Below are 22,259 nucleotides of genomic sequence, written 5' to 3'. Positions count from 1 at the left end.
CATCCTTAGTCATCGCTTACGCGACTTGGGGTCGAGCGCGTCCCGCAGAGCGTCACCGAGCATGATGAAGGACAGCACGGTCAAGGACAGTGCAAGTGCCGGCCAGAACAGCGCCATTGGGTTGGTGCGCAAAGAGGGCTTCGCGGAGAAGATGTCGTTGCCCCAGGACATGACGTCCGGCGGCAGGCCAATGCCCAGGAAGGACAGCGTTGACTCGGCGACAATGAACGTGCCCAGCGAGATGGTCGCGATAACGATGACGGGTGCCATCGCGTTCGGAACGACGTGCTTGATCAGGGCGGAGATCCGTGAGACACCCAGCGACTGGGCTGCCGTGACGAAGTCCGCATTGCGTATTTCAAGCACCGCGCCCCGTGTAATGCGGGCGACCTGCGGCCAGCCGAACGTGACCAGGATCAGGACGATGGTCCAGACGTTGCGGTTCTCCCGGAAGAACGGAAGCTGCACCACAACGATGGCGCCCAGGATCATCGGCAGGGCAAAGAAGATGTCGCTGACCCGCGCCAGGATGGCATCGACCCAGCCGCCGAAGAATCCGGCAAGGGCGCCGATGACGCCGCCGACAACAACCACGCCCAGCGTGGCCAGCAGGCCGACCATCAGCGATGAGCGCGTTCCGTAGACCACGCGGGCCAGAACGTCGCAGCCCTGCTGGGTAAAGCCAAGCGGGTGGCCCGCAATCGGGCCGCCGTCCGAGTTAGCCAGCAGGCAGTTGTCGTTGGGCTGCTGGCTGGTGAAGAGGCCGGGGAACAGTGCCACGACAATCACGGCCAGGAGCAGGAGGGCGCTGATGATGAACAGTGGCTGCTTGCGCAGGCTGCGCCAGGCTTCGCTCCAGATGCTGCGGGGCGCGCCGTCTGCGGTCGAGCTGTCAACGGGCTGGACCGGAGTCTCCTCCACGTCCGCCACGAAGTGCTCAATCGGGTAGGGAGAGACCTTGCCGCGTGAAGCGGGGGTCAGTGCTTTGTCATTCTCAGGCATATCGAATCCTCGGGTCCAGCCACGCGTACAGAAGATCTACCAACAGGTTGGCGAGGCAAAAAATCAGGATCAGCACGGTGACGATGGAAACGACCACCGGAGCTTCACCATTGAGCACGGCGCGGTACAGGGTATTGCCGACGCCGTTGACGTTGAAGATTCCCTCGGTCACGATCGCGCCGCCCATCAGGGCACCCAGATCGGCGCCAAGGAAGGTGGCAACCGGAATCATGGAGTTGCGGAGAATGTGCACCGTGACGACGCGCGGACGGCTCAGGCCCTTGGCAGTTGCGGTGCGGACGTAGTCGGCATTGGCGTTCTCGATCACGCTCGTGCGGGTTAGGCGCAGTACATATGCGAAGGACACCAGGCCCAGCACGATGGCGGGCAGCAGCAGTTCAGTGAAGGACGCGTCACCGCTGACCGTGGGGTTGGTCCAGGCAAGTTTGACGCCAAAGACGAACTGCATCAGGAAGCCGAGCACGAAGATCGGAACGGAGATAACCACCAGGGACACCACGAGAACCGTGGAGTCAAAGATCTTGCCCTTGCGCAGGCCGGCGAAGAGGCCGAAGACGATGCCGAAGACGGCTTCGAAGACCAGGGCCATCACGGCCAGCTTTGCGGTGGTCGGGAACACCTCGGCAATGATCGTGGCGATCTCGCGGCCGGCGAAGTTGGTTCCCAGGTCGAAGGTCAGGACACCCTTGAGATACAGGAGGTACTGCATCCAGAAGGGCTGGTCCAGGTTGTACTGGGCCCGCAGCGATGCTTCAACAGCGGGCGTGCAGCCCTTTTCACCGCAGATGGCAGCCGTTGCGTCGCCGGGAAGGCTGAAGACCAGAAAGTAGAGAAGCAGAGTGGCGCCCAGGAAAACAGGGATTAACTGCAGGAAGCGCCGAAGAACGTATCCGGCCATCAGATGTTTGCCTCTGGCACAGTGCGCACACGGGGGCGCTGATTGGTGAAACTCATGTTAAGAGCACCTTTACATTGAAGCGGCCCAAGGGCCCGGCTGCTTTATTGCGGCCGGGCCCCCGAGCTGTGAGGAATTACTTGCCGGTGATGGCGTAGTACAGGGGTACGCCGTTCCAGCCGAACTCAACGTTGGTTACGTTGGTGCTCCAGCCGCCCTGGGCAACCTGGTACCACAGGGGGATGGCCGGAAGATCTTCGAGGAGCATTTCCTGCGCCTCGTTCATCTTCTCGTTGCCCTCTTCAACAGTGGTGGCCGCGAGGCCCTCACTCAGCAGCGCGTCGAACTCGGGGTTCTCGTAGCGTGCGTCGTTGGAGCTGGCACCGGTGGCGTAGATCGGGCCGAGGAAGTTGTACAGCGACGGGTAGTCTGCCTGCCAGCCGGAACGGATGCTGCCGGTGAGGACACCATCGGTGGCTTCGGTGCGGACTTCCTTGAACGTTGCGTACGGCTTGCCGGTAACCTCAATGCCGAGGTTGTTCTTGAGGCCGTTGACGACGGCTTCAACCCAGGTCTTGTGGTCGCCCTTGTCCGCGTTGTACGCGATGGTCAGGGGCTTGGACTCGTCGTACGGCGAGATCTCCTCGGCTTCAGCCCAGAGTTCCTTGGCCTTTTCCGGGTTGAACTCCAGGTTTTCGCTGCCGGGCAGGTCGGCGTCGTAGCCGTCCAGCACGGGTGCGGTGAAGTCTTCCGCCGGGGTGCGGCCGTTGCTGAAGATCACCGAGGTGATTTCTTCACGGTCGATTGCCATGGAGAGAGCCTGGCGGCGCAGCTTGCCGGCTTCGCCGCTCCAGTTCTCCAGGTAGTACGGGATGGCAATGGTCTGGTTGCCGGCGTACGGGGACTCGATGGAGCGGTCCTCGCCGAGGTCATTCTTGAAGTTCTTGACGTCCGACGTCGGGATCGTCTTCAGGACGTCCAGGTTGTTGGAAATCAGGTCCTGGTAGGCCGTGGTGTCGTTCTGGTAGATCTTGAACGTGATACCGGCGTTCTGGGCCTTCTGGGGTCCTTCGTAGGACTCGTTCGGGACCAGGCTGATCTCCTGGTTGTGCTCCCAGGCGCCTTCTCCGTCGAACTTGTACGGACCGTTGCCCACCGGGTTTTCGCCGTAGGTCTTCGGATCGGCAAGGGCTTCGGGGATCATCGGGTAGAACGCGCTGTAGCCCAGGCGCAGCGGCCAGTCGGACTCAGGCTGCTTCAGCGTGACCTCGAACGTGGTGTCGTCGATGACCTTCAGGCCGGACATGGTGTCCACTTCCGAACCTTCGGCGCTGGCTTCGTCGTAGCCTTCGATGCTCTCGAAGAAGTAGCTGGAGAGCTGGGCATTCTTGGCCGCGGCACCGAAGTTCCAGGCGTCCACGAACGATGCAGCGTTGACCGGTGCACCGTTGCTGAAGGTCTTACCTTCCTTCAGCTTGATGGTGTAGGTCTTCGCATCTTCGGTCTCAATGGACTCGGCCATTTCATTCTGCGGCTTGCCGTCAGCGTCGTAGCTGATCAGGCCCGCAAAAAGCAGGTCCAGAACTGCTCCGCCGCCCACCTCATTGGTGTTCGTAGGGATCAGCGGGTTCTGGGGCTCGGAGCCGTCAGCAATGATGACCCGGTTGGTGTCACCCTCTGCGCCGGATTCCGAGGATCCATCTCCCCCGCCGCAGGCGCTCAGTGCCAGAACGGCCACGGCCGCGACGCTGAGCATTTTGGAAGTGCGTGTGAAGCGCATTCCGCCTCCTATGTTGTCTATGGGTGCCAACGTCCTGCGTCGGCATTGCGGCTCGCAGAAAGTGAGCCGACTCACAAGGTCAAAAGCATATTGCTTTGGAGTACACCGTACTCACCATGGGCAGCCGCTAATGACTTCAGGGGGTCCTTCGACAGCCCTTAACCAGGCAACAAGGTGCCCCTCGTTAGGAATTATATAGAAAGACATGTTGACATAACGATTTGGCATACCCCTGACGTGTTACGTCACAAAGGTGTTGTTCCGCCGTTTCACGTGCGACGATGCCCCGGCAACGCCCACCCCGTGAGAATGATCACTACCTGATCACGGACCATTCCCAGACGTTCCACCACAGGCCGGTTTGGTTAGGCATGTACTCAACGTGCTCAATGGTGTCTGCCGAAGCCTGGAGGCCCGGCACCTGGTACAGGGGCAGGCCGTATCGGGCGCTCCAGATGAGCCGGTCTATCCGGGTTTGAAGTTCATCACGGGTCTGAGGGTCAAACTCTGTCACCAGGTCATCCATCAGCGCATCTGCTTCCGGACTCGAGAAACCGTTGTAGTTGGACGCGGCGCCGGTCCGGAAGATCTGTGGCACGCCGGACGCCCCAACACCGGACGCCGTCCACCCAAAGATGGCCGCGTCGTAGCTGTCCGTTCCCAGCCGGGCAGCCCACTCGGCGGCAGGCAGTCCCCCGTCCACCACCCTGAATCCAGCCTCCGACGCCGATTCTTCGATCCGCTCGTAGGCCAGAACCCGGTTGGCATTGTCACGGTTGTAGAGGATCCGCACCTCGGGGGTGGCTCCGTCGAGCAGCCCGCGCGCCCGCTCCGGATCCGCCTCGGAGAACTCATCGGATCCGTTGGTGGCGGCGGCATTTTCATATGCAGCCTGGTCGGTGAGGAACACCTGGGAATCCAGCGGTTCGGCGCCGGGCTGCAGCGGTTCGACGGCGGCATCGACGATTGCCTGGCGCGGCACGGTGCTGAGGAAGGCCTCACGAACCGCCTCCTCCGCGAAAACGCCGTCGAACATCAGGTCCAGGTGGTCATAGGCGAGCTGATTGCCCTGATGCAGGTTGATGTTCCCGATGGCCTCGAGTTCGGCCCGCGTGCCGCTGTCCGCCTCCGGCAGGATGATGTCCAGCGAGCCGTCTTTCAGGGCTGCCGTCTGGGCGGCGGGATCCTGAAGGAACCGAACCGTGATCCGGTCCAGTTTCGGCTTGGGCCCCCAGACATAGTCCTCATTGCGCACCAGGGTCAGCGAGGCGCCGGGCTCGATGCTCTGGACAATGTAGGGACCGGTGGAGAGATAGAGGGACGGATCATTGGGAAGGCCTTCCATGGCGAAGGCGGTGTTCCAGTAATCGGCGACCGCGCGCAGCTCCGGGTTCTCCGGCGCCGGGTCCAGGGGGTCCCCCGCCGGAGTGTCCAGAAGCAGCTGTGTCAGTTCCTTCTCGTCCGCCAGCCCTGCCCCCTGCGCGACGACGTGGGCCGGGACGCCGATGCCGCCGTCGTCCGCCAGCGAACCGAACGCCGTCTCCCAATCCGTGTACGGCTCTGAATACGTCAGCGTGATGGAGCGGTTGTCGTCGCTGATTTCCGGCAGTTCGGTCAGGGCCAGGGCCTCGGTTGATCCGGCATAGTCGAAATAGCGTGTGCCTGACAGGACAGTGCCGCTGCCGGTGGTCAGCTCATCATCGAACCATGCGGAAGCCGCCGCCCAGGCCAGCATCATGTCATCGGCTCCCACCGGGGCGCCGTCGGACCAGGCCACGCCCTCGTTGATGGTGTATTTCACCGCCAGCGGATCCTCCGAGACCTTCTCATAGCTGCCGAACTGCTCCAGCGGCACAATCTCCAGGTTGTTGTCCACGTAGTTGAACCCCGAGTGGGTGGCGTACGCAATGCGGTGGTTCGTATCGGTGTTGCTGTCCGCGGTTTGCGGGTTGAAGGAACTGAAGACCCCGGCCTCTGCGACGGAGATCTCGCCGCCCGGGGTGGGTGAAACACCCGGCAGGTCCTCGACGGCATCCGGTTCCGCGGTGCAGCCTGCCAGCGCCAGGGCTGCAGCAGCGCAGGCAGCGAAGAGTTTGGTCTGGCGGTCAAAACGCATAATTGCTCCCCGGGACGTTATGGCGTTGATCGCACACCCTGTGATGATGACACACTGCACCCCTTTCCCACGAGCATCGGAAGGAGGGGCCACGCCGGACCAGGCTCAGCGGGCAGGCGCGCCCGTAGGATGGTGGCAGAGCATAAGAGCACACCACGACGAAGCAGAGGACCCTGTGAAGATCACCATTGTCGGAGGCTCAAAAGGCACCGGAGCACAACTCGCTGCGCTCGCCCAGGCAGCCGGGCACGAGGTCACTGTCGTCTCACGGAGCGGCAGTGCACCTTCCGGCGTCCGGACCGTCATCGGCAATGCGACCGATCCGGCCGTGGCTGCCAGGGCCGTGGCGGGAGCCGACGCCGTCGTCGTCACGGTAGGGGGTGCCAAGGGCGTTTCCCGCCAGCGGGCAGCTGTCACTGGAAGCGTCATTGGCGCGATGCAGAAAGCCGGCGTGCGCCGGCTCCTGGTTCAGTCCTCACTGGGCGCGGGCGATTCGGGCTCGCAGATGCCCGCGCCGCTGCGGCTCGTGATGCAGGCGGTGCTGGCCAAGGCGCTCGCTGACCACAATGAGCAGGAGGCGGCTGTTCAGGGGTCCGGCCTCGACTGGACGATCGTCCGTCCCACCGGTCTCACGGACAAGGAGCCCACAGGCACCTGGAAGGCGCTGACAACCAGCGACGGCGGCCGGCTCGGGGGTTCAATCCCCCGCCGGGACCTTGCCGCCTGCATGCTCGGAATTCTCAGCGATGATTCCTCCATCGGCAAGGCCATTGGAGTGAGCAGCTAGTCATTGGGCTGGAGCCCGGGCAGGGGATCTGAGAAGTCCAGCGGAACTAGACGCCGGAACGAACCGCCGCAACGCTTTCACCAGTCCAGACATTCCTCAGGCGGCCCCGCTTGTCGACCGAGGCCGTGGCCACGAGATCAAAACCCGTGACCCCCTCAGGGAGAACGACGTTGAACATTCTTACATCCCCCTGTGACATCTGTTGCGCCTCGATTCCCACTACTTCGGGTGCTGACTCCCCATCGTTGCCTTTCCATTGCGGGCTCCAGACCTGATGAAGAAAAGCGCGGGGCGACCTGCATGTAAGGTGCATCGGAATTACGCCTTCGGGCGCGGGGCGGCTGCTGCGTTGAAAACTGAAATCGATGGGCTGCGAATCGATCGTGAACCGATACGTCAGCCAAGCAACTGCCGACGCGGCGGCAGCGACAATAAGACCAGCTGCAGCAATGACAACCTGCGCCCATGTAGCAGCATCCCACTCACTCACTGCCTACCCCCTTGCCCTAATTCCTAAGAGAAATTCCCAGACCGAAACGTGCAATCTTTTTCTACAACACGCAGGATCGGTCTGGCATCAGTATTTTGCGTAATGGCTTCACCATAATCAGGCAAGGCGTATCCGCGCCCCAAAGATCCGTTTCCTCCAGCGCGAGGAATCCCAACATTTCGTAAAAACGCCGTGTCAGCGCATACCCGGTATCCGGTGTGAAGGGCCAAGGGTCTTAACCTCCAGCAGACGGACACCCCTGTCTACAGCATCTGCTTCGACGGCGGTGAGCATTGCGGTTCCGACCCCAGACCCGTGAATGGCGCGGTCGACCACCGTGAGATGTATTTCCGCGACGTGAGGAAAGTGCCGGTCAACGAGAGTGACCCCGACGACGCAGCCGTCGGGGTCACGCACAAAACATCGTCCGCCCATAGGTCACCGACACAGCACGGCACGTGCGCCCCTGCCCCAGCTTTAGGCTGCGGCGGCTACTGCCTCCCTGCGGGTCTTTGCCGCCTTGATGAACGGTCCGCTGAACCACAGCGCTGCTCCGGCCAAGACCCAGACCGCCAGGGTCAGAGCGGCAGCACCCCCGCCAACGCCGTCGAAGTAGGCTACTGAGCGCACCAGCGTACCGGCTGCGCCCGGGGGCAGGAGCTGACCGATCATCGCCACTCCCCCTGGCAGCCACTGGGCACTGGTGGCGATGCCGGCAAAGGGATTGCCCACAAACATCATGGACATGGCCGCGATGGTGAAGCCCTTCGTGCCGAAACATTCGTTGAGACCGGCCAGCGGCAGGGCCAGCGCAGCAATGCCCAGTGCCACACTTGCGGCAACCGGAACCAGCGGTCCCTCGATGCTGCCGAAGAGATACTTCAGCACCGCGGCGACGACAAATCCTCCGGCCACCGAGAAGCCTGTCAGTCCGGCGAAGATCCACCAGCGCTGTCCGGACAGCATGGAGCGGAACGCCACGGCCGGAACAATGCCGCCGAACACCAGCGGGAAGGCCAGGCCTCCGATACCCACCCCGGTGGGGTCGCCCGGGGGTAGCGGGACAACATCCACGATCTCCGCCGCCTGTCCCCTACCGGCTGCCATGGTGGCTCCGACATTACTAACTGTTCCCGACACGGCCGTTGAGCCGGCGCTCGCGACGTAGACGGTCATATCCGGTTCGGTGAAGTCTAACCCGCCAACGATCTCCCTGTTCCGGATCCCCTGCTCAAGATCCTCTGCACTCTCGAAGGACTGCACTGTAAAGGCGCCCGGTGACTGGTCCTCCAGGGTTTCGGCAACCGATGCTGCTTGTTCCTGCGGGCCCACCACGCCCAGACCCAAATCCCGGGGTCCGGAATGGAGGGAGGGCGAGATGAACAGCATGAGCAGGGCCAGCAGAATGACGGAGAGTCCGAGGGTGAGCGCAGCCCATACGGCCGCGTGTTTGCGATGAGAGCCGGACGACGGAGTGAGGGGTGACATGATTCCTTCTTTCCGGAGGGATTTCCTCCGGTTACACGGACGATATTCCTCCGGTTTAGACTGAAGGTCAACTTGAGGGGAGCACGAATGAGGGCCGACGCGGCGCAGCGAAGAGAGACCATCCTCCGCCAAGCCCGGCACCTGTTTGCCGAGCGCGGCCGAGACGTTGCCCTCGAGACCATAGCCGCTGCCAGCGGCGTCGGCATCGCCACGCTCTACCGGAACTTTTCCTCCCGCGAGGAACTCGTCCGGGCAGTCGTTGACGATATGGTGCAGGAAATCCTGACCATTGTGGCCGCGGCCCGCACCACCGCAGATAAGGACCCGGCGGAGGCATGGAAGGGGCTGCTGGGTGCCCTGACAGACATGGAACTCGGGGCGCTGACGGACGTTCTTGGCCTGGAGTCGCCTCAGGATTCACACGCAGTGTTCGCTGCTATTCAACAGCCGGCACTGGACGCGCTCGATGAGCTGCTCATTGTGCTGCAGCATGAAAAGGCCGTGCGGACGGGGCTCACCGCGCTCGACGTCGTCGTTGCGGTGGCAACCATTACCCGCCTGCAGGTGCCGGCCATCCGCGAAGCAGCCCCGGGTGTTCCGGAGCAGCTTGCCGAGGCCTACCTGCTCTGGAGCCGCGCCGGCTAAACCCGGACCGCTGTTGGTTATCCGCTATAATGGATGCGGCCTCTGGCCACCACGGCATCGATGACACGACACGCGGGGCACTTACAAGTACCTTCTGACACGGCACGGTCGATCGCCTCCACACCGCCGACTGTCAGGAGACTCTATGGCGCCCTCTTCAAATTCCCGTCCCGACATCAAGGGACGTGCAGGTGGAATGATCGCGGTCGCAGCGGCCGCAGCGTTCCTCGCCACCTTTAACGAAACCTTCCTCAACGTAGCTTTCACGCCGATCATGCAGGACTTCGGCGTCAACGTCAGTACCGTTCAGTGGCTGACCACCGGTTACCTGCTCGTCGCAGCCGTGTTCGTGCCCGTCGCCAACGTCCTGTACCACCGGTTCCCCACCAGGCCCCTGTTCGTCGCCGTCGTAGCGATCATGGTCGTCGGTTCAGTGGTGGGAGCCCTGGCCCCCAGTTTCGAAGTGCTGCTCATTGCACGCCTGCTTCAGGCCATAGGAACCGGCCTGCTCACCCCCATCGGCATGAACATCACACTTGCCGTGTCACCGCGCGAAAAGCTGGGGCTCAATATGGGCATCATGGCTGCGATGACCACCCTCGGCCCGTCGCTGGCCATCGTCCTGTCCGGCGCCATTCTGACCGTCGCGCCCTGGACCACGCTGATGTGGGTGTTCGGGGGCCTCACTGTTGCCGTGCTGCTCGCCGGTGCGGTCGTGCTGCGGAACGCCACTGAGCTGGGCCGCCCGGTTCTCGACATCCCCTCATTCATTCTCGTTGCGCTCGGCCTGGCCGGCATCCTCTACGGCGTGTCCAGCGCCTTCGAGGGATCCGCCCTATACGCAGGTGTTGCCGGCCTCGTTGGATTGCTCGCCATGTGGCTGTTCGTCATCCGTCAGCGCCGCATCGAGAATCCACTGATCGACATGCGCCCGTTCTCGAACGCACCCTTCGTGTTCGGTGTGCTGATGACGATGCTCGGCCTGGTCTTCGTCTTCGCCATGAACGTTGTCATCCCGCTGTTCCTGCAGGGCGCACTCGACATGCCGCCGCTGGGCGCTTCGCTGACCCTGGCGCCCGGGATCCTGCTGACGGTGGGAATGGGGCCGATCGCCGGACGCATGTTCGACCGCCACGGAGGCCGCTGCTCGATCCCGCTCGGTTTCCTCGTCATGGCGGTCTTCGTCACGCTCGTCGGTGTTGCCGCCGGACACTCATCGGTCTGGATCTTCGGGCTCCTCTACGTCCCGGCGGTGCTGGCTACGGCATTCGTCATTGGACCTGCCCAAACGTTCGCGCTGTCCAACCTGGACCGTGAGACCAGTCCGCACGGGGTCACGGTGGTCTCCACCAGCTTCCAGATCGCCGGCTGTGTGGGCACCTCGCTCGCTACCGGTATCTACGGCGCCGTGATTGCCTCGAATGCCGGTGCCGGACGCAGTGAAACTGATTCGCTGCTTGCCGGGTTCCACGGGGCCGTTGCCCTGGTGGTTGCCACCTCGCTCCTGGGCATTCTTCTCGCGTTCCTGGCGTACCGTTCGGTGCGGTCCCGCCGCGCCGCGGGCAGCGTTCCGGCCCCGGCCGCGGACACCGTTCAGTCGATCATGAAGTCCGATGTGTACGCCCTGTCCTCGGACTCCTCGGTGCTTGACGCCCTGCAGACCTTTGCGGAGCGCGGCATCTCGGGTGCGCCGGTCCTCAATGCAGACGGGACGCTGGCGGGCTTCCTGTCCGACGGCGATGTCCTCCGCTACCTGTCGGCCACCCATCCATCGTCGACGTCGATCTACTCCTACGCCATCGGGGCTGAAGATGACCTGGAACAGGCGATGTCCGATCTGGCGGATCTGAACGTCATGAGGCTAGCAACGCACGACGTCGTCACTCTCGACGCGGGCGCATCCATCAGTGACGCTGTGGCTGCGCTGTCCGACGCGCGGCTCAAGAAGGTGCCGGTGGTCAGCGGGGAAGATTCCCGCCCTGTCGGCATCGTCAACCGGTCCGCGGTCAACCGCCTGGCCGTCGCCACGTACCTTCGTTCACGCGGTGAGGCTGTGCAGGCTGGAGACACGGCGCCGGTCTAGCCGTTAATACGTTCACAGCAGCAGGCCAGGCTCTCCGGGGCCAGGCCTGCTGCTGTGAATTCCGGGCTTTAGTCCGCCCGCCGGTAGTGCACGGCAATTGCGCCGTTGCTCATTGGCTCCGCAGAGACGAGTTCGAGGCTGCGCGTACTGTCGAGGAGACCCCCGTAGAGGGTGGGGCCGTGGCCGGTGAGCCTGGGCTGGACAAGGAACTTGTACTCGTCAATGAGGTCCAGCCGGTCCAGCCCTGCCGCCAGCCTGCCGCTGCCCAGGAGCACCCCTTCCGGGGTCCGGTCCTTGAGGTCCTGCACCGCGGTGCGCAGGTCGCCTTCAATGCGGTGGCTGTTGTTCCACGGAAAGTCGCTGCGTGTGGCGGAGACAACATATTTGGGTTTGTCCTCCAGCGTGACCGCCCAGTCGCGGATCGCCGTCGGCGCTTCGACATCCCCGCGGGCAACCGCCGGCCAGGCGCTCTCCATCAGCTCGTACGTGGTGCGCCCCCACAGCATGGCACCGGCCTCGTCCAAGAGCGCGGTGAAGTATGCATGGGTTTCGTCGTCGGCGATGCCCTCTTGGTGATCGACACAACCATCCAGGGTGACGTTGATGCTGAAAGTCAGAGCTCCCATGGACCGATTCTAGGTCTCAGGCCCGCCCATGCAATCCGTTTTCCGAAATCAGCCGATCCAATCACGGCGCAAAAGGCCGTATATCCATGAATCGGAGACTTCCCCGCTAACGATGCAGTCCTCGCGCAGTTCGCCCTCGCAGAGGAAACCCAGCTTCTCCAGGACCCGGGCGGAGGCAATGTTGCGGGTGTCCGTTTCAGCCTGGACCCGGTTCAGGTCCAGAGTGTCGAAGGCCCACTGCAGCACGGCGCGTGCTGATTCAGCGGCATAGCCGCTCCCCCAGGCCTCTTTTACCAGGCAATAGCCGAGGGACGCACTCCGGAAGGCGGGATTCCAGCTGTTGAAGGTACACCAGCCCAGGAAGCTCCCGTCTGCTTTCCCGGTAATCACCAGCCGCACTCCGGTGCCTTCCTCCGCCATCTTCCGGCACATGTCGAGGAAGTCCGATGCCTGCGAAGGACTGGACCACGGCGGGCTGTCCCAGTAGCGCAGGACTTCTGCGTTGCTCTGCAGGGCGAAGAGACTGTCCGCGTCCGCATCATCGAAGGGGCGCAGAATCAGGCGCGCAGTGTCCAGGGTGGGAGTTGGGAGAATCATGGCTGCCAGCCTGCCATATTGTGCTGATGTGGTCCCACCCTTTGGCGGCGGCAGAGGGTGCCATGAAGCAGGCGCTTCAGTACCCCGGGCGGGGAGGGAATAGGTGGCCCCGGCGGCGGGTTCCATCTTCGCCGGGGAATTGCCGGCTCCCTGCTGCAAGGAGAGAACGCACATGGCACGAGTAGTGATCTTCGGCGGAACCGGCTACGCCGGCGGACACATCGCCTGCGAGGCGGCTTCCCGCGGGCATCAGGTGATCTCCTACGCCCGCAATGCACCTGAGGAGCCGCTGGACGGAGTCGAATACCGCACGGGTTCGCTGGCTTCCCCGGAAGTGCTCACCGCGGCGGCCGCCGACGCTGATGTCCTCATCGTGGCGGTGCACGGAGCCGACGTCGACGGGGCTCCGCTTGCCGCCCACATGCCGCAGCTGGTCGAAGCCGCGCGCAGCGGCGGCGCACGCCTCGCCTTCGTTGGCGGGGCAGGTTCGTCGCTGGTCGCGGAAGATGGTCCGAGGCTGGTCGACACACCGGACTTCGTCGATGACTGGAAGCCCGAAGCTCTGGCGCACGCCGAAGTTCTCGAGGCACTGCGGCAGACACCCGAGGACCTCGACTGGTTCTATGTCAGCCCGGCAGCTCTCTTCGGTGTTTTCGCTCCGGGCGAGGCCACCGGTACCTACCGGACGGGCGGCGACATCCTGGTGACCAAGGATGACGGCTCCTCAGAAATCTCCGGTACCGACTTCGCGCTTGCCTTCGTCGACGAGATCGAGAATCACGCACATCCTCGACAGAGGTTCACCGTGGGGCACTAGGGCGCATGTCCAAGGTCATTGTCCGGGCGGTCGCAGGATTTCTCCGGCGTCGCTTACCAAGGTGACAGCAACGCCATGCTTCGAAGCCAGTGAAGTGAAAAGCTCCCGCGCTTCCGGCTTTTGACTCCACGCGAACGCCCCGTAGACCACAGCCGTTCCAATCGAATAGTCAGTGAGCCGATCTTCCAAGTCGGGATTCTGGTCGAGCTGCGCATCCGTTGGGGAATCTGGGCCGTTCATCGGAGGAAAGGTTTGAATCAGCTCATTGTAAAAGTTACTCAATGAGGGGGTTGTTACGGCTGCGTCATCATATGAATGGCTTTCCGCCCAACGTGATTGTTCATTCCACCAAGCAGGAAAATCGACATCAGTCACGCTGCCGGGGTCGAACGCCAAAATATCGTAAGTCATAACGCGGAGACTACCGCCCCAAGGACGTCAGACCGCTTATATCCGACACTTTTCATGCCCTTAGTTGCAAGGAATGATGCTCACATGCGTTTTCGTACGGTGGAATACCAGCCGCGATTTCAGCGAGGACGGCACGGGCCAAGAGATCACTTCCTCGCTGCCTTTGCAGGGCATCCGCCTGCTGGTCACGGTGGAGAAAGCTCCGAAAAATGCAACGTGGGCTGTTGCAGCCACCAATGCATCGTGAGCACGCTCCACTGCCCGAACCGGACAGGGTGCAGAATCTAGTCCATGAAGATGACGACGGCGAGCGCCTACCCCGAAGCGGTCCGGGCAGTCCGGGCCGGCGAACTCAACGCGGATGAAGCCGCCGAACAACTGATCAAGCGGATGACGGACAGGGAGTTGCTAGGCCTGCTCGACGGCGATTCCCCCGGACCGCTGCTCCCGCTCATCCCGGTTTTGCTGCACCGGCGGCCGTTCGTGGCCGGAGCGGTGCCTCGGCTTGGCATCCCGGGCATACGTTTCAGCGACGGTGGCCGCGGAGTCGTGATTGGCGCCTCCACCGCCTTCCCCGTGACGATGGCGCGGGCCGCCACCTGGAATCCGTCACTGGAGGAACAGGTCGGGCTCGCCGTCGGTCTGGAAACCAGGGCGCGGGGCGCCAACTACTCCGCGTCCATCTGCGTGAATCTGCTCCGCCACCCCGCGTGGGGCCGGGCGCAGGAGTGCTACGGGGAGGATCCGGTGCTCACCGGCCGGATGGGATCAGCAATGACCCGGGGCGTACGGGTCCACGCAATGGCATGCGTGAAGCACTTCGCGCTCAACTCGATGGAGGACGAGCGCTTCGAGGTTGATGTGTCGGTCGACGACCATGCCCTGCACGAGGTGTACCTGCCGCATTTCAAGGCGGTTGTGGACGCCGGCGCCGACTCGGTGATGAGTTCCTACAACCGGGTGCGGGGCGAGTACATGGATGTCAATCACGCCCTGCTCACCGATGTGCTGCGGCATGAGTGGGGCTTCCCGGGCTTTGTGACCAGCGACTGGGTGTTCGGCACCCACGACGCCGTCTCCAGCCTGCAGGCCGGGATGGACGTGGAGATGCCGCTGCGGCTGGTTCGCGCACGTGACCTGCCTGCCGCGCTGCGCAGCGGAGAGCTGGCCCGCGCCACTGTGCTGCAGTCTGCGCGCCGCATCCTGCGCACCAGCGTGCAGCATGCCGCCACCCGGGAGTTGGCGACGCCGAGCGCTGCCCTCATCGCCTCCCCCGCCCACCGGGCGCTGGCCCGCCGGGTCGCCGTGGAGTCCATTGTGCTGCTGAAGAATGAAGTTCTTGGCGATGCACCGCTCCTGCCGCTGGCTCCCGCTACCGGCCGGCTCGCGGTGATCGGGCGGCTCGCGGCCCGGGCGAACCTGGGCGATCACGGCTCGTCACGAGTCCGGCCTCCCGCCACGGTCTCGCCGCTGCAGGGGCTGCGCGAGGCGCTCCCCCGGGTGCGCATCACGGCTGCGTCAGGTCGGAAGGAACGCACCGCCGCCGCGCTGGCGGCCGCCGCGGACACGGCCGTCGTCGTCGTCGGCCTGGACCAGCATGACGAGGGCGAGTCCGTTGTCACCGGCGGCGTCGACGTCGGTGTGCTCGGCCGGGCCTTTCGCGCGGGACCCCTCCGCCGGGTCGTCATTGGTCTCGCGCATCTGGCGTCGCGGTTCGTCCGGGGCGGGGACCGCAGCTCGCTGAACCTGCGCCCCTCCGATGTGCGCCTCATCCGCGCCGTCGCGGCCGCGAACCCGCGGACCGTCGTCGTACTGATCGGCGGCAGTGCGATCCTCACCGAGGAGTGGCGGGACCTAGCGCCCGCGCTTGTCTTCGCCTGGTACGGCGGTATGGAAGGCGGCCGGGGGCTGGCAGATGTGCTGACCGGTGCTGCGGAACCCGGCGGACGGCTGCCGTTTGTGCTGCCCGCGGACCCCGCGCATCTGCCGCCGTTTGACCGCACGGCGAAGTCCGTCGTGTACGACAACAAGTGGGGTCAACGCCGGCTCGACGGCGACGGACACACGCCGGCGTTCCCGTTTGGGTTCGGCTTGAGCTACACCAGGTTTGAACACCGCCTTCGCGGGCATCGCTTCGACAACACGGGCGGCACCGCTGACGTGCTCGTAACGAACACGGGTAACCGCAAGGGCTCCACCGTTGTCCAGATCTACGCCGCGGATGTGTCAGTTCCCAGACCGGTGGCCCAGCTTCTGGGCTTCCAAAAGGTGACACTGCACCCCGGCGCGGAGACAACGGTGCGGGTTTCCCTGGATGCGGGTCCCACACTGCAGCGCGATCCAGACACCCGGCGCTGGTTCCCCCGCTCCGGCGACTGGGCCCTGCTCGCCGGCCAGCACAGCCCGGTCAGCTGGGCGGACGCGGTCCCGTTGCGGTGCCCTGAGGAACCCGCCGATGAGGACGGGCTCTCTGAACGCGGACAGACAGGATGTCATCCTGCCCCAGGATGGCGCGGAGCAGCCGCCGCTCCTCCCGCCTCAGCGACCTGAACGCTTGGCCGCGCCGGAGCACCAGGCCCCCGTCCGAGGTTCCGTACCGCTGCTGCAAATCCTCCAGCTCCTCAGCCTGCAGCAGGGCAACCGTGCTGCCTGCAGCCGAATCGATCAACCGGACCAGCGCGGATGGTCCGCTTAGATCGGTCGCGACAACGCGCTCCTCGCTCGCGGAGAGGATTGTCTTCTGTGCCGCGCGGGATACGACCAGCGGACGGGACGGCCCGTCCAGCAGCCCGGACAGCACATCCGCAGCAGCATCGGGTCGGCCCGTTCTGTGCGCCGCGGCCTGCATTCGCTGCAGGCGGCCCGGCTCGCGCAGCACCTCGTCGATCTTCCAGCCGATTGTCGCGGGAGAGTTGCAGCGGACCGCCGCCCCCTGCTCCAGCAGGTAGTCGCCGTTGCGGACCTCCTGCCCCGGAATGGGGTTCACCAGGACCATGGGCAGCCCGGCAGCCATGCACTCCGACACTGACAACCCGCCGGGCTTGCCCACAAACAGGTCCGCGCGGCGCAGCAACTCCGGCATCTCCGTCGTGAAACCGAGCACGCGGTAGCGGTCTCCGGCGGGTGCCACGAGATCGTCGATACGCTCCCGCAGTGCATCATTGCGTCCGCATACGACAGTCGCGGTGAAGGGCGAGCGCATGTGCAGCGTCTGCCGTACGACCGAAACAGCGTAGTCGCCGCCGCTCGCGCCGGCGGAGATCAGCAGCATCGGGGGCTCGGCTGTATCGCGTTCGGGCGCGGCCTCCGGCTGCGGAGCAATGGGAATCCCGGGGGCCGCGACGCGGTCGGAGGGCAGGCCCAGCGCCATCAATTCCACCCGCCCCTCCTCGCGGGCCAGGAAAAGCGCGTGGAACGCGCCGGTAAGTGACAGTCCCTGGAAGTCATAGTCCGTCGTCACGACGGCGGTCTTCGCCTTGGTCACGCCGCGAAGGAGCAGCGACGCCAGCAGCTGGGCGGGCAGGAAATGTGTGCAGACAATCGCGGTCGGGCGGAACCGCTTGATCGCATCGATGACCGGAACGGAGTTCATCCGTGTCCAGGGGTCTATCGGGCCCCGGCGCCGGAAGGGACGGTCACTGATGTCGTAGCCCCAGTCAATCAGCCACGGCAGGCCCTCGACCAGGACAAAGTAGCCCTTGTTCAGCAGCGCCCGGTACAGCACGCTGCTGACCTGCAGCACGTCCAGTACCTGAACCTCGGCGACGTCGGCACGCGCGGCGCACGCCTGCTGGACCGCTGCCGCGGCACTGTTATGCCCGGACCCCACCCCTGCGGACAGGATCAGTACGCGCTCCCCTGCAGCGGTCTTGGGAGTTCGTGCCGACGTTTTGCGCATGAAGCGAGGCTAGCAGGGGCAGCATCGCCCTTCGGACCCAAGCCTCTCCCTCACCGTGGGAGTCACGCTCCTGCACCCTTTCCCTCATACCTACGAAAATGCCGCCCCCGAAACTTAACGGAGGGCGGCATTTCTTGGTTCAGGAAAAATCTAGACGTTGAAGCGGAACTCCACCACGTCGCCGTCGGCCATGACGTAGTCCTTGCCTTCGATGCGAACCTTGCCGCGGGACTTGGCCTCGGCCATGGAACCGGCCTCGGCGAGGTCATCGAAGGAGACAACCTCGGCCTTGATGAAGCCTCGCTGGAAGTCGGTGTGGATGACGCCGGCAGCCTGCGGGGCGGTGTCGCCCTTGCGGATGGTCCACGCGCGGGTTTCCTTGGGACCGGCCGTCAGGTAGGTCTGCAGGCCCAGGGTGTGGAAGCCGACACGGGCCAGCTTGTCCAGGCCGGACTCTTCCTGGCCGCTCATCTCGAGCATTTCGCGGGCTTCTTCTTCATCCAGCTCCACCAGGTCGGCTTCGAGCTTGGCATCGAGGAAGATGGCATCTGCCGGAGCCACGAGGGAACGCAGCTCTTCCTGGCGCTCCGGGTTGCCCAGCACGGCGTCGTCCACGTTGAACACGTAGATGAACGGCTTGGCGGTGAGCAGGCTCAGCTCGCGCAGGTGCTCCATCTCCAGCTTGTCCTTCTCCACGGAGGAGAAGATGGTGTCGCCGCGCTCCAGGACAGCTTGGGCGGCCTGCATGGCAGCCAGCTGCGCGGGCTCGCGCTTCTTGATCTTGACCTCCTTCTCCACCCGCGGAATCGCCTTTTCCAGCGTCTGCAGGTCAGCCAGGATTAGTTCGGTGTTGATGGTCTCCATGTCCGAGCGGGGATCCACCTTGCCGTCCACGTGGATGACGTCGGGGTCATCGAACACGCGGATCACCTGGGCAATCGCCTCGGCCTCGCGGATGTTGGCAAGGAACTGGTTGCCCAGTCCTTCACCTTCCGACGCGCCCTTGACGATGCCGGCAATGTCCACAAAGGACACGGTTGCCGGAAGGATGCGCGCGGAACCGTGAATTTCGGCCAGCTTGGCCAGCCGCGGGTCAGGAAGCGATACGACGCCGACGTTCGGTTCGATGGTGGCGAACGGATAGTTCGCCGCCAGAACGTTGTTACGGGTCAGCGCATTGAACAGGGTTGATTTGCCGACGTTGGGCAGGCCGACGATGCCAATAGTAAGAGCCACGTTGCAATCATACCGGTGCCGCTCAGGCTCCGGCGCGCCGCCCGCCCAGACCGCGCGAGGTATCGCCCATGGCTTTGAGGGTGGCGCGGATTTCCTTGGGCAGGGAGAAGATGATGTCTTCCTGCGCCGTGACCACTTCCTCGACGTCGCCGTAACCGTACTCAGCCAGCAGGTGCAGGACGTCCTGCACCAGGTTTTCCGGCACGGATGCGCCGGACGTCACGCCAACAGTGGCAACGCCCTCAAACCAGCTCTCGTCAATTTCATTGGCGAAGTCCACGCGGTACGAGGCCTTGGCACCGTATTCCAGCGCAACCTCCACCAGCCGTACGGAGTTCGAGGAGTTCGCAGACCCAACCACCAGCACCAGATCGGCCTCGGGGGCGATCTTCTTGATGGCAGCCTGCCGGTTGGAGGTGGCGTAGCAAATGTCGTCGCTGGGCGGATCCTGCAGGGTGGGGAAACGCTTGCGCAGCAGGTTCACCGTGTGCATGGCTTCATCCACGCTCAGAGTGGTCTGGGACAGCCAGATCACCTTGTTGGGATCCCGGACCACCACTTTGTCCACATCCTCGGGACCATTGACAATCTGGGTGTGCTCGGGAGCCTCGCCGTAGGTGCCTTCGACTTCCTCGTGGCCTTCGTGTCCGATCAGCAGGATGTCAAAGTCGTCGCGGGCAAAACGCACCGCTTCCTTGTGGACCTTGGTCACCAGCGGGCAGGTCGCGTCGATGGTCTGCAGGTTCCGGTCCATGGCGGACTGCACGACGGCGGGAGAGACGCCGTGGGCAGAGAAGATCAGCCGCGCCCCTTCCGGGACCTCGTCGGTTTCATCGACGAAGATGGCACCCTTTTCCTCGAGGGTGTGGACCACATGCAGGTTGTGGACAATCTGCTTGCGGACGTACACGGGCGGCCCGTAGGCCTCCAGGGCCTTTTCCACGGCAATGACTGCGCGGTCGACGCCGGCGCAGTAGCCGCGCGGTGCGGCGAGCAGGACGCGGCGGTCACCGGAGACGGGTGCTGCGGCGGCTACCTCCTGCGGGCTGCGGCGCCTGCGCGGCACGGTGGGCATAGGCACGGAAACGGCAGTGCTGGTCATGCCTCCATGCTATCGGGTGGACCGGCACCGAATGCGCGCGGCCGCGTTCCGTCCGCTGTCGGCGCATTGCTCCCGGATCAGAGCACTCAGCGCCGCCCGGACCCGGCGATGGCACGCACCAGCAGTCCCAGCACCAGGAGCACAGCCGCACCTACCATGAACGGCAGCGTCCACGCCTGCAAGCTGGGTCCGGCTTCCGCGGCGAACGCTGCGGCAAAAGTCTCAGCCAGGGCACTGCTGTAGGCAGGACGGCCGGCAAGCGCGGACAGGGAACCGGCGGCAAGCCACAGCGCTCCCCCTGCCAGCAGGGCCCCTGCCCCCATCCAGGCCAGGGCTCCTGCGCGGCTGCGCGCCACCAGCAGGGACAGCACCGCTGCTATGCCCGCTCCCAGTCCGAGATAGGGCCATGCGTTGGCGGCCTTCGCTGTGAAGTCGATTTCTTCCCGCTGTTCTGCACTGCCCAGGTCCAGCAGCGACTGCTCCGGTGCCGGCACTTCCGTCCCGGCGGCGCTGCCCAGCTCGTTCGTTACCAGCCCCACCACGGGGGCGAGGTCCAGGGTGACTCCGCCGTCGCCGTCGAACGTCTGGGTGTGCGAGCGCTCCAACGTCTCGTCCCAGGCCTGCGGATACCCGGGCAGCGACTGCACGCCCTGTACCGCGCTGGTGATCAGCGGCTGCACAAAAGAAGCCACGGCGTCGGGCAGTTGGACACTTTCGGTCACCTGCTGCCCCAGCTCCTCCGCGAGCTCCCGCTGGAATGCTTCGTCGGTGCCCAGCGGCTGGACGAGGGACACAAAACCCTTTTCCGACACCACGTTCTCGGCGACCCACGCCGAGCACAGGGCGGCGACTGCCAGCAGGACGGCAGCAAAACCCAAGATGGCCGAGCCGAATGTTCGCATCGGGTATTTCCTCACTCTGGTTGCGGAACCCGCGTTGTGGGCGGCACCTGATAGACATTAACTTATGCAAGACCCCATAGACCGCACCGAACCCGACGAGCCCGCCGCTGCGACGAGCCTGCCGAAGACCGCCGCGGAAACCAGTCCCGAGAATCCGTGGCCGCTGCAGCTGCTGTCGCGGAACCTGAAAAGCTATATCGACCGCGCCCCCGCTACCTGGGTGGAGGGGCAGATTATCGAGCTGAACAAGCGGGCCAACGCCTCCTACATCACGCTGCGCGACGTCGATGCGGAGATTTCGCTGTCACTGACCGTGTGGAGCACGGTCATGAACCGGCTGGAACTGCCGCTGGAACGCGGCGCCCGGGTGGTGGCCCAGGTCAAACCGGATTTTTGGGTCAAGACCGGACGCCTCTCCATGCAGACCCGGGACATCCGCCCGGTGGGCATCGGTGACCTCCTGGCCCGGATCGAACGCCTGCGCCAGTCCCTGGCCGCCGAAGGATTGTTCCGGGAGGACCGGAAGCTGCCGCTGCCCCTGCTGCCCAACCGCATCGGGCTGATTACCGGGCGCAACTCCGATGCCATGAAGGACGTCATCCGCAACGCGTCCCTGCGCTGGCCGGCCGTCGACTTTGAAGTTCGCGAGGTTGCCGTACAGGGCGTCAACGCCGTGGCGGAGGTGACCCGGGCACTGGCCCAGCTGGACGCCCTGCCGGAAGTGGACGTGATTGTGATTGCCCGCGGCGGCGGTTCCCTGGAGGACCTGCTGCCTTTCAGCCATGAGGACCTGGTCCGGGCGGTCTCCGCCGCGCAGACCCCGGTGGTCAGTGCCATCGGCCATGAAGCGGACCGGCCGCTCCTGGATGAGGTCGCGGACCTGAGGGCCTCCACGCCCACCGATGCGGCCAAGCGGATTGTTCCGGATGTGGGCGAAGAGCTGCAGCGCATTGCTGCGGCCCGGGCCCAGCTGCGGCGCATTGTGGAGCTGACCGTCGGCCGGGAAACCGATCGGCTGAACCACATCCGGTCCCGTCCCGTGATGGCAGCACCCCAGACCATGGTGGACGGGCGCCGGGAGGACATCTCGCGGCTGCGCGGACGCGCCCTGTCCTGCATCACTGCCGAAGTGCGGCGGGACTCGGACCGGATCGCCTACCTGCGCGCGCAGGTCCGCGCCCTGTCGCCGCAGAACACGCTGGACCGCGGCTACGCCGTCGTGCAGCTTGCGGACGGCTCCGTGGTCCGTGACGCGGCGGCCGTTCCCGACGCCGCGCGTCTGCGCATCCGGGTTGCCGCCGGCGAACTGGGTGCCGTTGCAGCCGTGCCTGAATAACCCCGGTTTCACCACCAGAATTAGACG

19 protein-coding genes and 1 pseudogene are annotated in these 22,259 nt (G+C 64.5%); 6 read left to right on the top strand and 14 right to left on the bottom strand.

The genetic code is table 11. The features are described 5' to 3' along the window. Positions 1 to 9: 9 nt before the first annotated feature. The 4 genes from QMA10_RS09870 to QMA10_RS09855 form a co-directional block, all read right to left on the bottom strand. Positions 10 to 1,002 (bottom strand): ABC transporter permease, encoded by a 993-nt coding sequence (locus QMA10_RS09870; protein ID WP_290167914.1) that lies wholly within the window; start codon positions 1,000 to 1,002, stop codon positions 10 to 12. Next, positions 995 to 1,921, bottom strand: coding sequence for an ABC transporter permease (locus QMA10_RS09865; protein ID WP_290167913.1), 927 nt, complete (start codon positions 1,919 to 1,921; stop codon positions 995 to 997). Before QMA10_RS09865 ends, QMA10_RS09870 begins: the two co-directional genes overlap by 8 nt. A gap of 133 nt (positions 1,922 to 2,054) precedes the next feature. Next, positions 2,055 to 3,698: an ABC transporter substrate-binding protein gene (locus QMA10_RS09860; protein ID WP_290167911.1), complete on the bottom strand. Its 1,644-nt coding sequence runs from the start codon at positions 3,696 to 3,698 to the stop codon at positions 2,055 to 2,057. Between the two features lie 316 nt (positions 3,699 to 4,014). Continuing rightward, on the bottom strand, positions 4,015 to 5,814 hold the full coding sequence (locus QMA10_RS09855) for an ABC transporter family substrate-binding protein (RefSeq protein WP_290167909.1): 1,800 nt from the start codon (positions 5,812 to 5,814) through the stop codon (positions 4,015 to 4,017). Between the two features lie 175 nt (positions 5,815 to 5,989). Here QMA10_RS09855 and QMA10_RS09850 point away from each other — a divergent pair, with 175 nt between their 5' ends. Further along, positions 5,990 to 6,601 (top strand): NAD(P)-binding oxidoreductase, encoded by a 612-nt coding sequence (locus QMA10_RS09850; protein ID WP_290167908.1) that lies wholly within the window; start codon positions 5,990 to 5,992, stop codon positions 6,599 to 6,601. 46 nt (positions 6,602 to 6,647) lie between these two features. Here QMA10_RS09850 and QMA10_RS09845 read toward each other — a convergent pair whose 3' ends face one another. From QMA10_RS09845 to QMA10_RS09835, 3 genes are all read right to left on the bottom strand, one after another. Continuing rightward, complete coding sequence (locus QMA10_RS09845) at positions 6,648 to 7,091, bottom strand: hypothetical protein (RefSeq protein ID WP_290167906.1); 444 nt, start codon at positions 7,089 to 7,091, stop codon at positions 6,648 to 6,650. A 195-nt stretch (positions 7,092 to 7,286) separates the two neighbouring features. Continuing rightward, on the bottom strand, positions 7,287 to 7,526 hold the full coding sequence (locus QMA10_RS09840) for a GNAT family N-acetyltransferase (RefSeq protein WP_290167905.1): 240 nt from the start codon (positions 7,524 to 7,526) through the stop codon (positions 7,287 to 7,289). A gap of 42 nt (positions 7,527 to 7,568) precedes the next feature. Further along, the gene (locus QMA10_RS09835) at positions 7,569 to 8,579 is read right to left on the bottom strand and encodes a hypothetical protein (protein WP_290167903.1); all 1,011 of its coding nucleotides are present in this window, start codon (positions 8,577 to 8,579) and stop codon (positions 7,569 to 7,571) included. 87 nt (positions 8,580 to 8,666) lie between these two features. Here QMA10_RS09835 and QMA10_RS09830 point away from each other — a divergent pair, with 87 nt between their 5' ends. Then, positions 8,667 to 9,224: a TetR/AcrR family transcriptional regulator gene (locus tag QMA10_RS09830; RefSeq protein ID WP_290167902.1), complete on the top strand. Its 558-nt coding sequence runs from the start codon at positions 8,667 to 8,669 to the stop codon at positions 9,222 to 9,224. 145 nt (positions 9,225 to 9,369) lie between these two features. After that, complete coding sequence (locus QMA10_RS09825) at positions 9,370 to 11,307, top strand: MFS transporter (protein ID WP_290167899.1); 1,938 nt, start codon at positions 9,370 to 9,372, stop codon at positions 11,305 to 11,307. 68 nt (positions 11,308 to 11,375) lie between these two features. Here QMA10_RS09825 and QMA10_RS09820 read toward each other — a convergent pair whose 3' ends face one another. Beyond that, complete coding sequence (locus QMA10_RS09820; protein ID WP_290167897.1) at positions 11,376 to 11,933, bottom strand: dihydrofolate reductase family protein; 558 nt, start codon at positions 11,931 to 11,933, stop codon at positions 11,376 to 11,378. Between the two features lie 48 nt (positions 11,934 to 11,981). Further along, positions 11,982 to 12,530, bottom strand: a complete 549-nt coding sequence (locus tag QMA10_RS09815) for a GNAT family protein (RefSeq protein ID WP_290167895.1) — start codon at positions 12,528 to 12,530, stop codon at positions 11,982 to 11,984. A gap of 172 nt (positions 12,531 to 12,702) precedes the next feature. Between QMA10_RS09815 and QMA10_RS09810 the strand changes: the two genes are divergently transcribed. Continuing rightward, complete coding sequence (locus QMA10_RS09810) at positions 12,703 to 13,347, top strand: NAD(P)H-binding protein (RefSeq protein WP_290167893.1); 645 nt, start codon at positions 12,703 to 12,705, stop codon at positions 13,345 to 13,347. Between the two features lie 15 nt (positions 13,348 to 13,362). On the opposite strand, the gene QMA10_RS09805 is transcribed toward QMA10_RS09810, so the two are convergent. Then, positions 13,363 to 13,758, bottom strand: a complete 396-nt coding sequence (locus QMA10_RS09805; protein ID WP_290167891.1) for a hypothetical protein — start codon at positions 13,756 to 13,758, stop codon at positions 13,363 to 13,365. Between the two features lie 291 nt (positions 13,759 to 14,049). Between QMA10_RS09805 and QMA10_RS09800 the strand changes: the two are divergent. Beyond that, positions 14,050 to 16,149 (top strand): annotated as a pseudogene (locus QMA10_RS09800) (glycoside hydrolase family 3 C-terminal domain-containing protein); the annotation flags it as partial. A 16-nt stretch (positions 16,150 to 16,165) separates the two neighbouring features. On the opposite strand, the gene QMA10_RS09795 reads toward QMA10_RS09800, so the two are convergent. The 4 genes from QMA10_RS09795 to QMA10_RS09780 form a co-directional block, all read right to left on the bottom strand. After that, on the bottom strand, positions 16,166 to 17,656 hold the full coding sequence (locus tag QMA10_RS09795; RefSeq protein ID WP_290167889.1) for a glycosyltransferase: 1,491 nt from the start codon (positions 17,654 to 17,656) through the stop codon (positions 16,166 to 16,168). Positions 17,657 to 17,806: 150 nt separating this feature from the next. Continuing rightward, positions 17,807 to 18,892, bottom strand: coding sequence for a redox-regulated ATPase YchF (gene ychF, locus QMA10_RS09790; RefSeq protein ID WP_290167888.1), 1,086 nt, complete (start codon positions 18,890 to 18,892; stop codon positions 17,807 to 17,809). Positions 18,893 to 18,914: 22 nt separating this feature from the next. Beyond that, positions 18,915 to 19,994, bottom strand: a complete 1,080-nt coding sequence (locus tag QMA10_RS09785; RefSeq protein ID WP_290167887.1) for a 4-hydroxy-3-methylbut-2-enyl diphosphate reductase — start codon at positions 19,992 to 19,994, stop codon at positions 18,915 to 18,917. Positions 19,995 to 20,080: 86 nt separating this feature from the next. After that, positions 20,081 to 20,896: a hypothetical protein gene (locus QMA10_RS09780; protein ID WP_290167885.1), complete on the bottom strand. Its 816-nt coding sequence runs from the start codon at positions 20,894 to 20,896 to the stop codon at positions 20,081 to 20,083. 64 nt (positions 20,897 to 20,960) lie between these two features. On the opposite strand from QMA10_RS09780, the gene xseA reads away from it, so the two are divergent. Beyond that, positions 20,961 to 22,232, top strand: coding sequence for an exodeoxyribonuclease VII large subunit (gene xseA / locus QMA10_RS09775; RefSeq protein WP_290167883.1), 1,272 nt, complete (start codon positions 20,961 to 20,963; stop codon positions 22,230 to 22,232). Positions 22,233 to 22,259: the final 27 nt, after the last annotated feature.

The sequence above is a fragment of the Arthrobacter sp. APC 3897 genome, from assembly GCF_030407495.1.
Lineage (GTDB): Bacteria > Actinomycetota > Actinomycetes > Actinomycetales > Micrococcaceae > Arthrobacter_B.
The sequence above is the reverse complement of the archived record's forward strand: the minus strand, read 5'-3'. Positions and strand labels throughout refer to the sequence as shown.

Coding starts and splice junctions, on each gene's coding strand:
- QMA10_RS09830 (WP_290167902.1), top strand. CDS start 8,667: ATGAGGGCCGACGCGGCGCAGCGAAGAGAGACCATCCTCCGCCAAGCC.
- QMA10_RS09785 (WP_290167887.1), bottom strand. CDS start 19,994: ATGACCAGCACTGCCGTTTCCGTGCCTATGCCCACCGTGCCGCGCAGG.
- QMA10_RS09815 (WP_290167895.1), bottom strand. CDS start 12,530: ATGATTCTCCCAACTCCCACCCTGGACACTGCGCGCCTGATTCTGCGC.
- QMA10_RS09835 (WP_290167903.1), bottom strand. CDS start 8,579: ATGTCACCCCTCACTCCGTCGTCCGGCTCTCATCGCAAACACGCGGCC.
- xseA (WP_290167883.1), top strand. CDS start 20,961: ATGCAAGACCCCATAGACCGCACCGAACCCGACGAGCCCGCCGCTGCG.
- QMA10_RS09870 (WP_290167914.1), bottom strand. CDS start 1,002: ATGCCTGAGAATGACAAAGCACTGACCCCCGCTTCACGCGGCAAGGTC.
- QMA10_RS09805 (WP_290167891.1), bottom strand. CDS start 13,758: ATGACTTACGATATTTTGGCGTTCGACCCCGGCAGCGTGACTGATGTC.
- QMA10_RS09840 (WP_290167905.1), bottom strand. CDS start 7,526: ATGGGCGGACGATGTTTTGTGCGTGACCCCGACGGCTGCGTCGTCGGG.
- QMA10_RS09865 (WP_290167913.1), bottom strand. CDS start 1,921: ATGGCCGGATACGTTCTTCGGCGCTTCCTGCAGTTAATCCCTGTTTTC.
- QMA10_RS09825 (WP_290167899.1), top strand. CDS start 9,370: ATGGCGCCCTCTTCAAATTCCCGTCCCGACATCAAGGGACGTGCAGGT.
- QMA10_RS09810 (WP_290167893.1), top strand. CDS start 12,703: ATGGCACGAGTAGTGATCTTCGGCGGAACCGGCTACGCCGGCGGACAC.
- QMA10_RS09860 (WP_290167911.1), bottom strand. CDS start 3,698: ATGCGCTTCACACGCACTTCCAAAATGCTCAGCGTCGCGGCCGTGGCC.
- QMA10_RS09820 (WP_290167897.1), bottom strand. CDS start 11,933: ATGGGAGCTCTGACTTTCAGCATCAACGTCACCCTGGATGGTTGTGTC.
- QMA10_RS09780 (WP_290167885.1), bottom strand. CDS start 20,896: ATGCGAACATTCGGCTCGGCCATCTTGGGTTTTGCTGCCGTCCTGCTG.
- QMA10_RS09855 (WP_290167909.1), bottom strand. CDS start 5,814: ATGCGTTTTGACCGCCAGACCAAACTCTTCGCTGCCTGCGCTGCTGCA.
- QMA10_RS09795 (WP_290167889.1), bottom strand. CDS start 17,656: ATGCGCAAAACGTCGGCACGAACTCCCAAGACCGCTGCAGGGGAGCGC.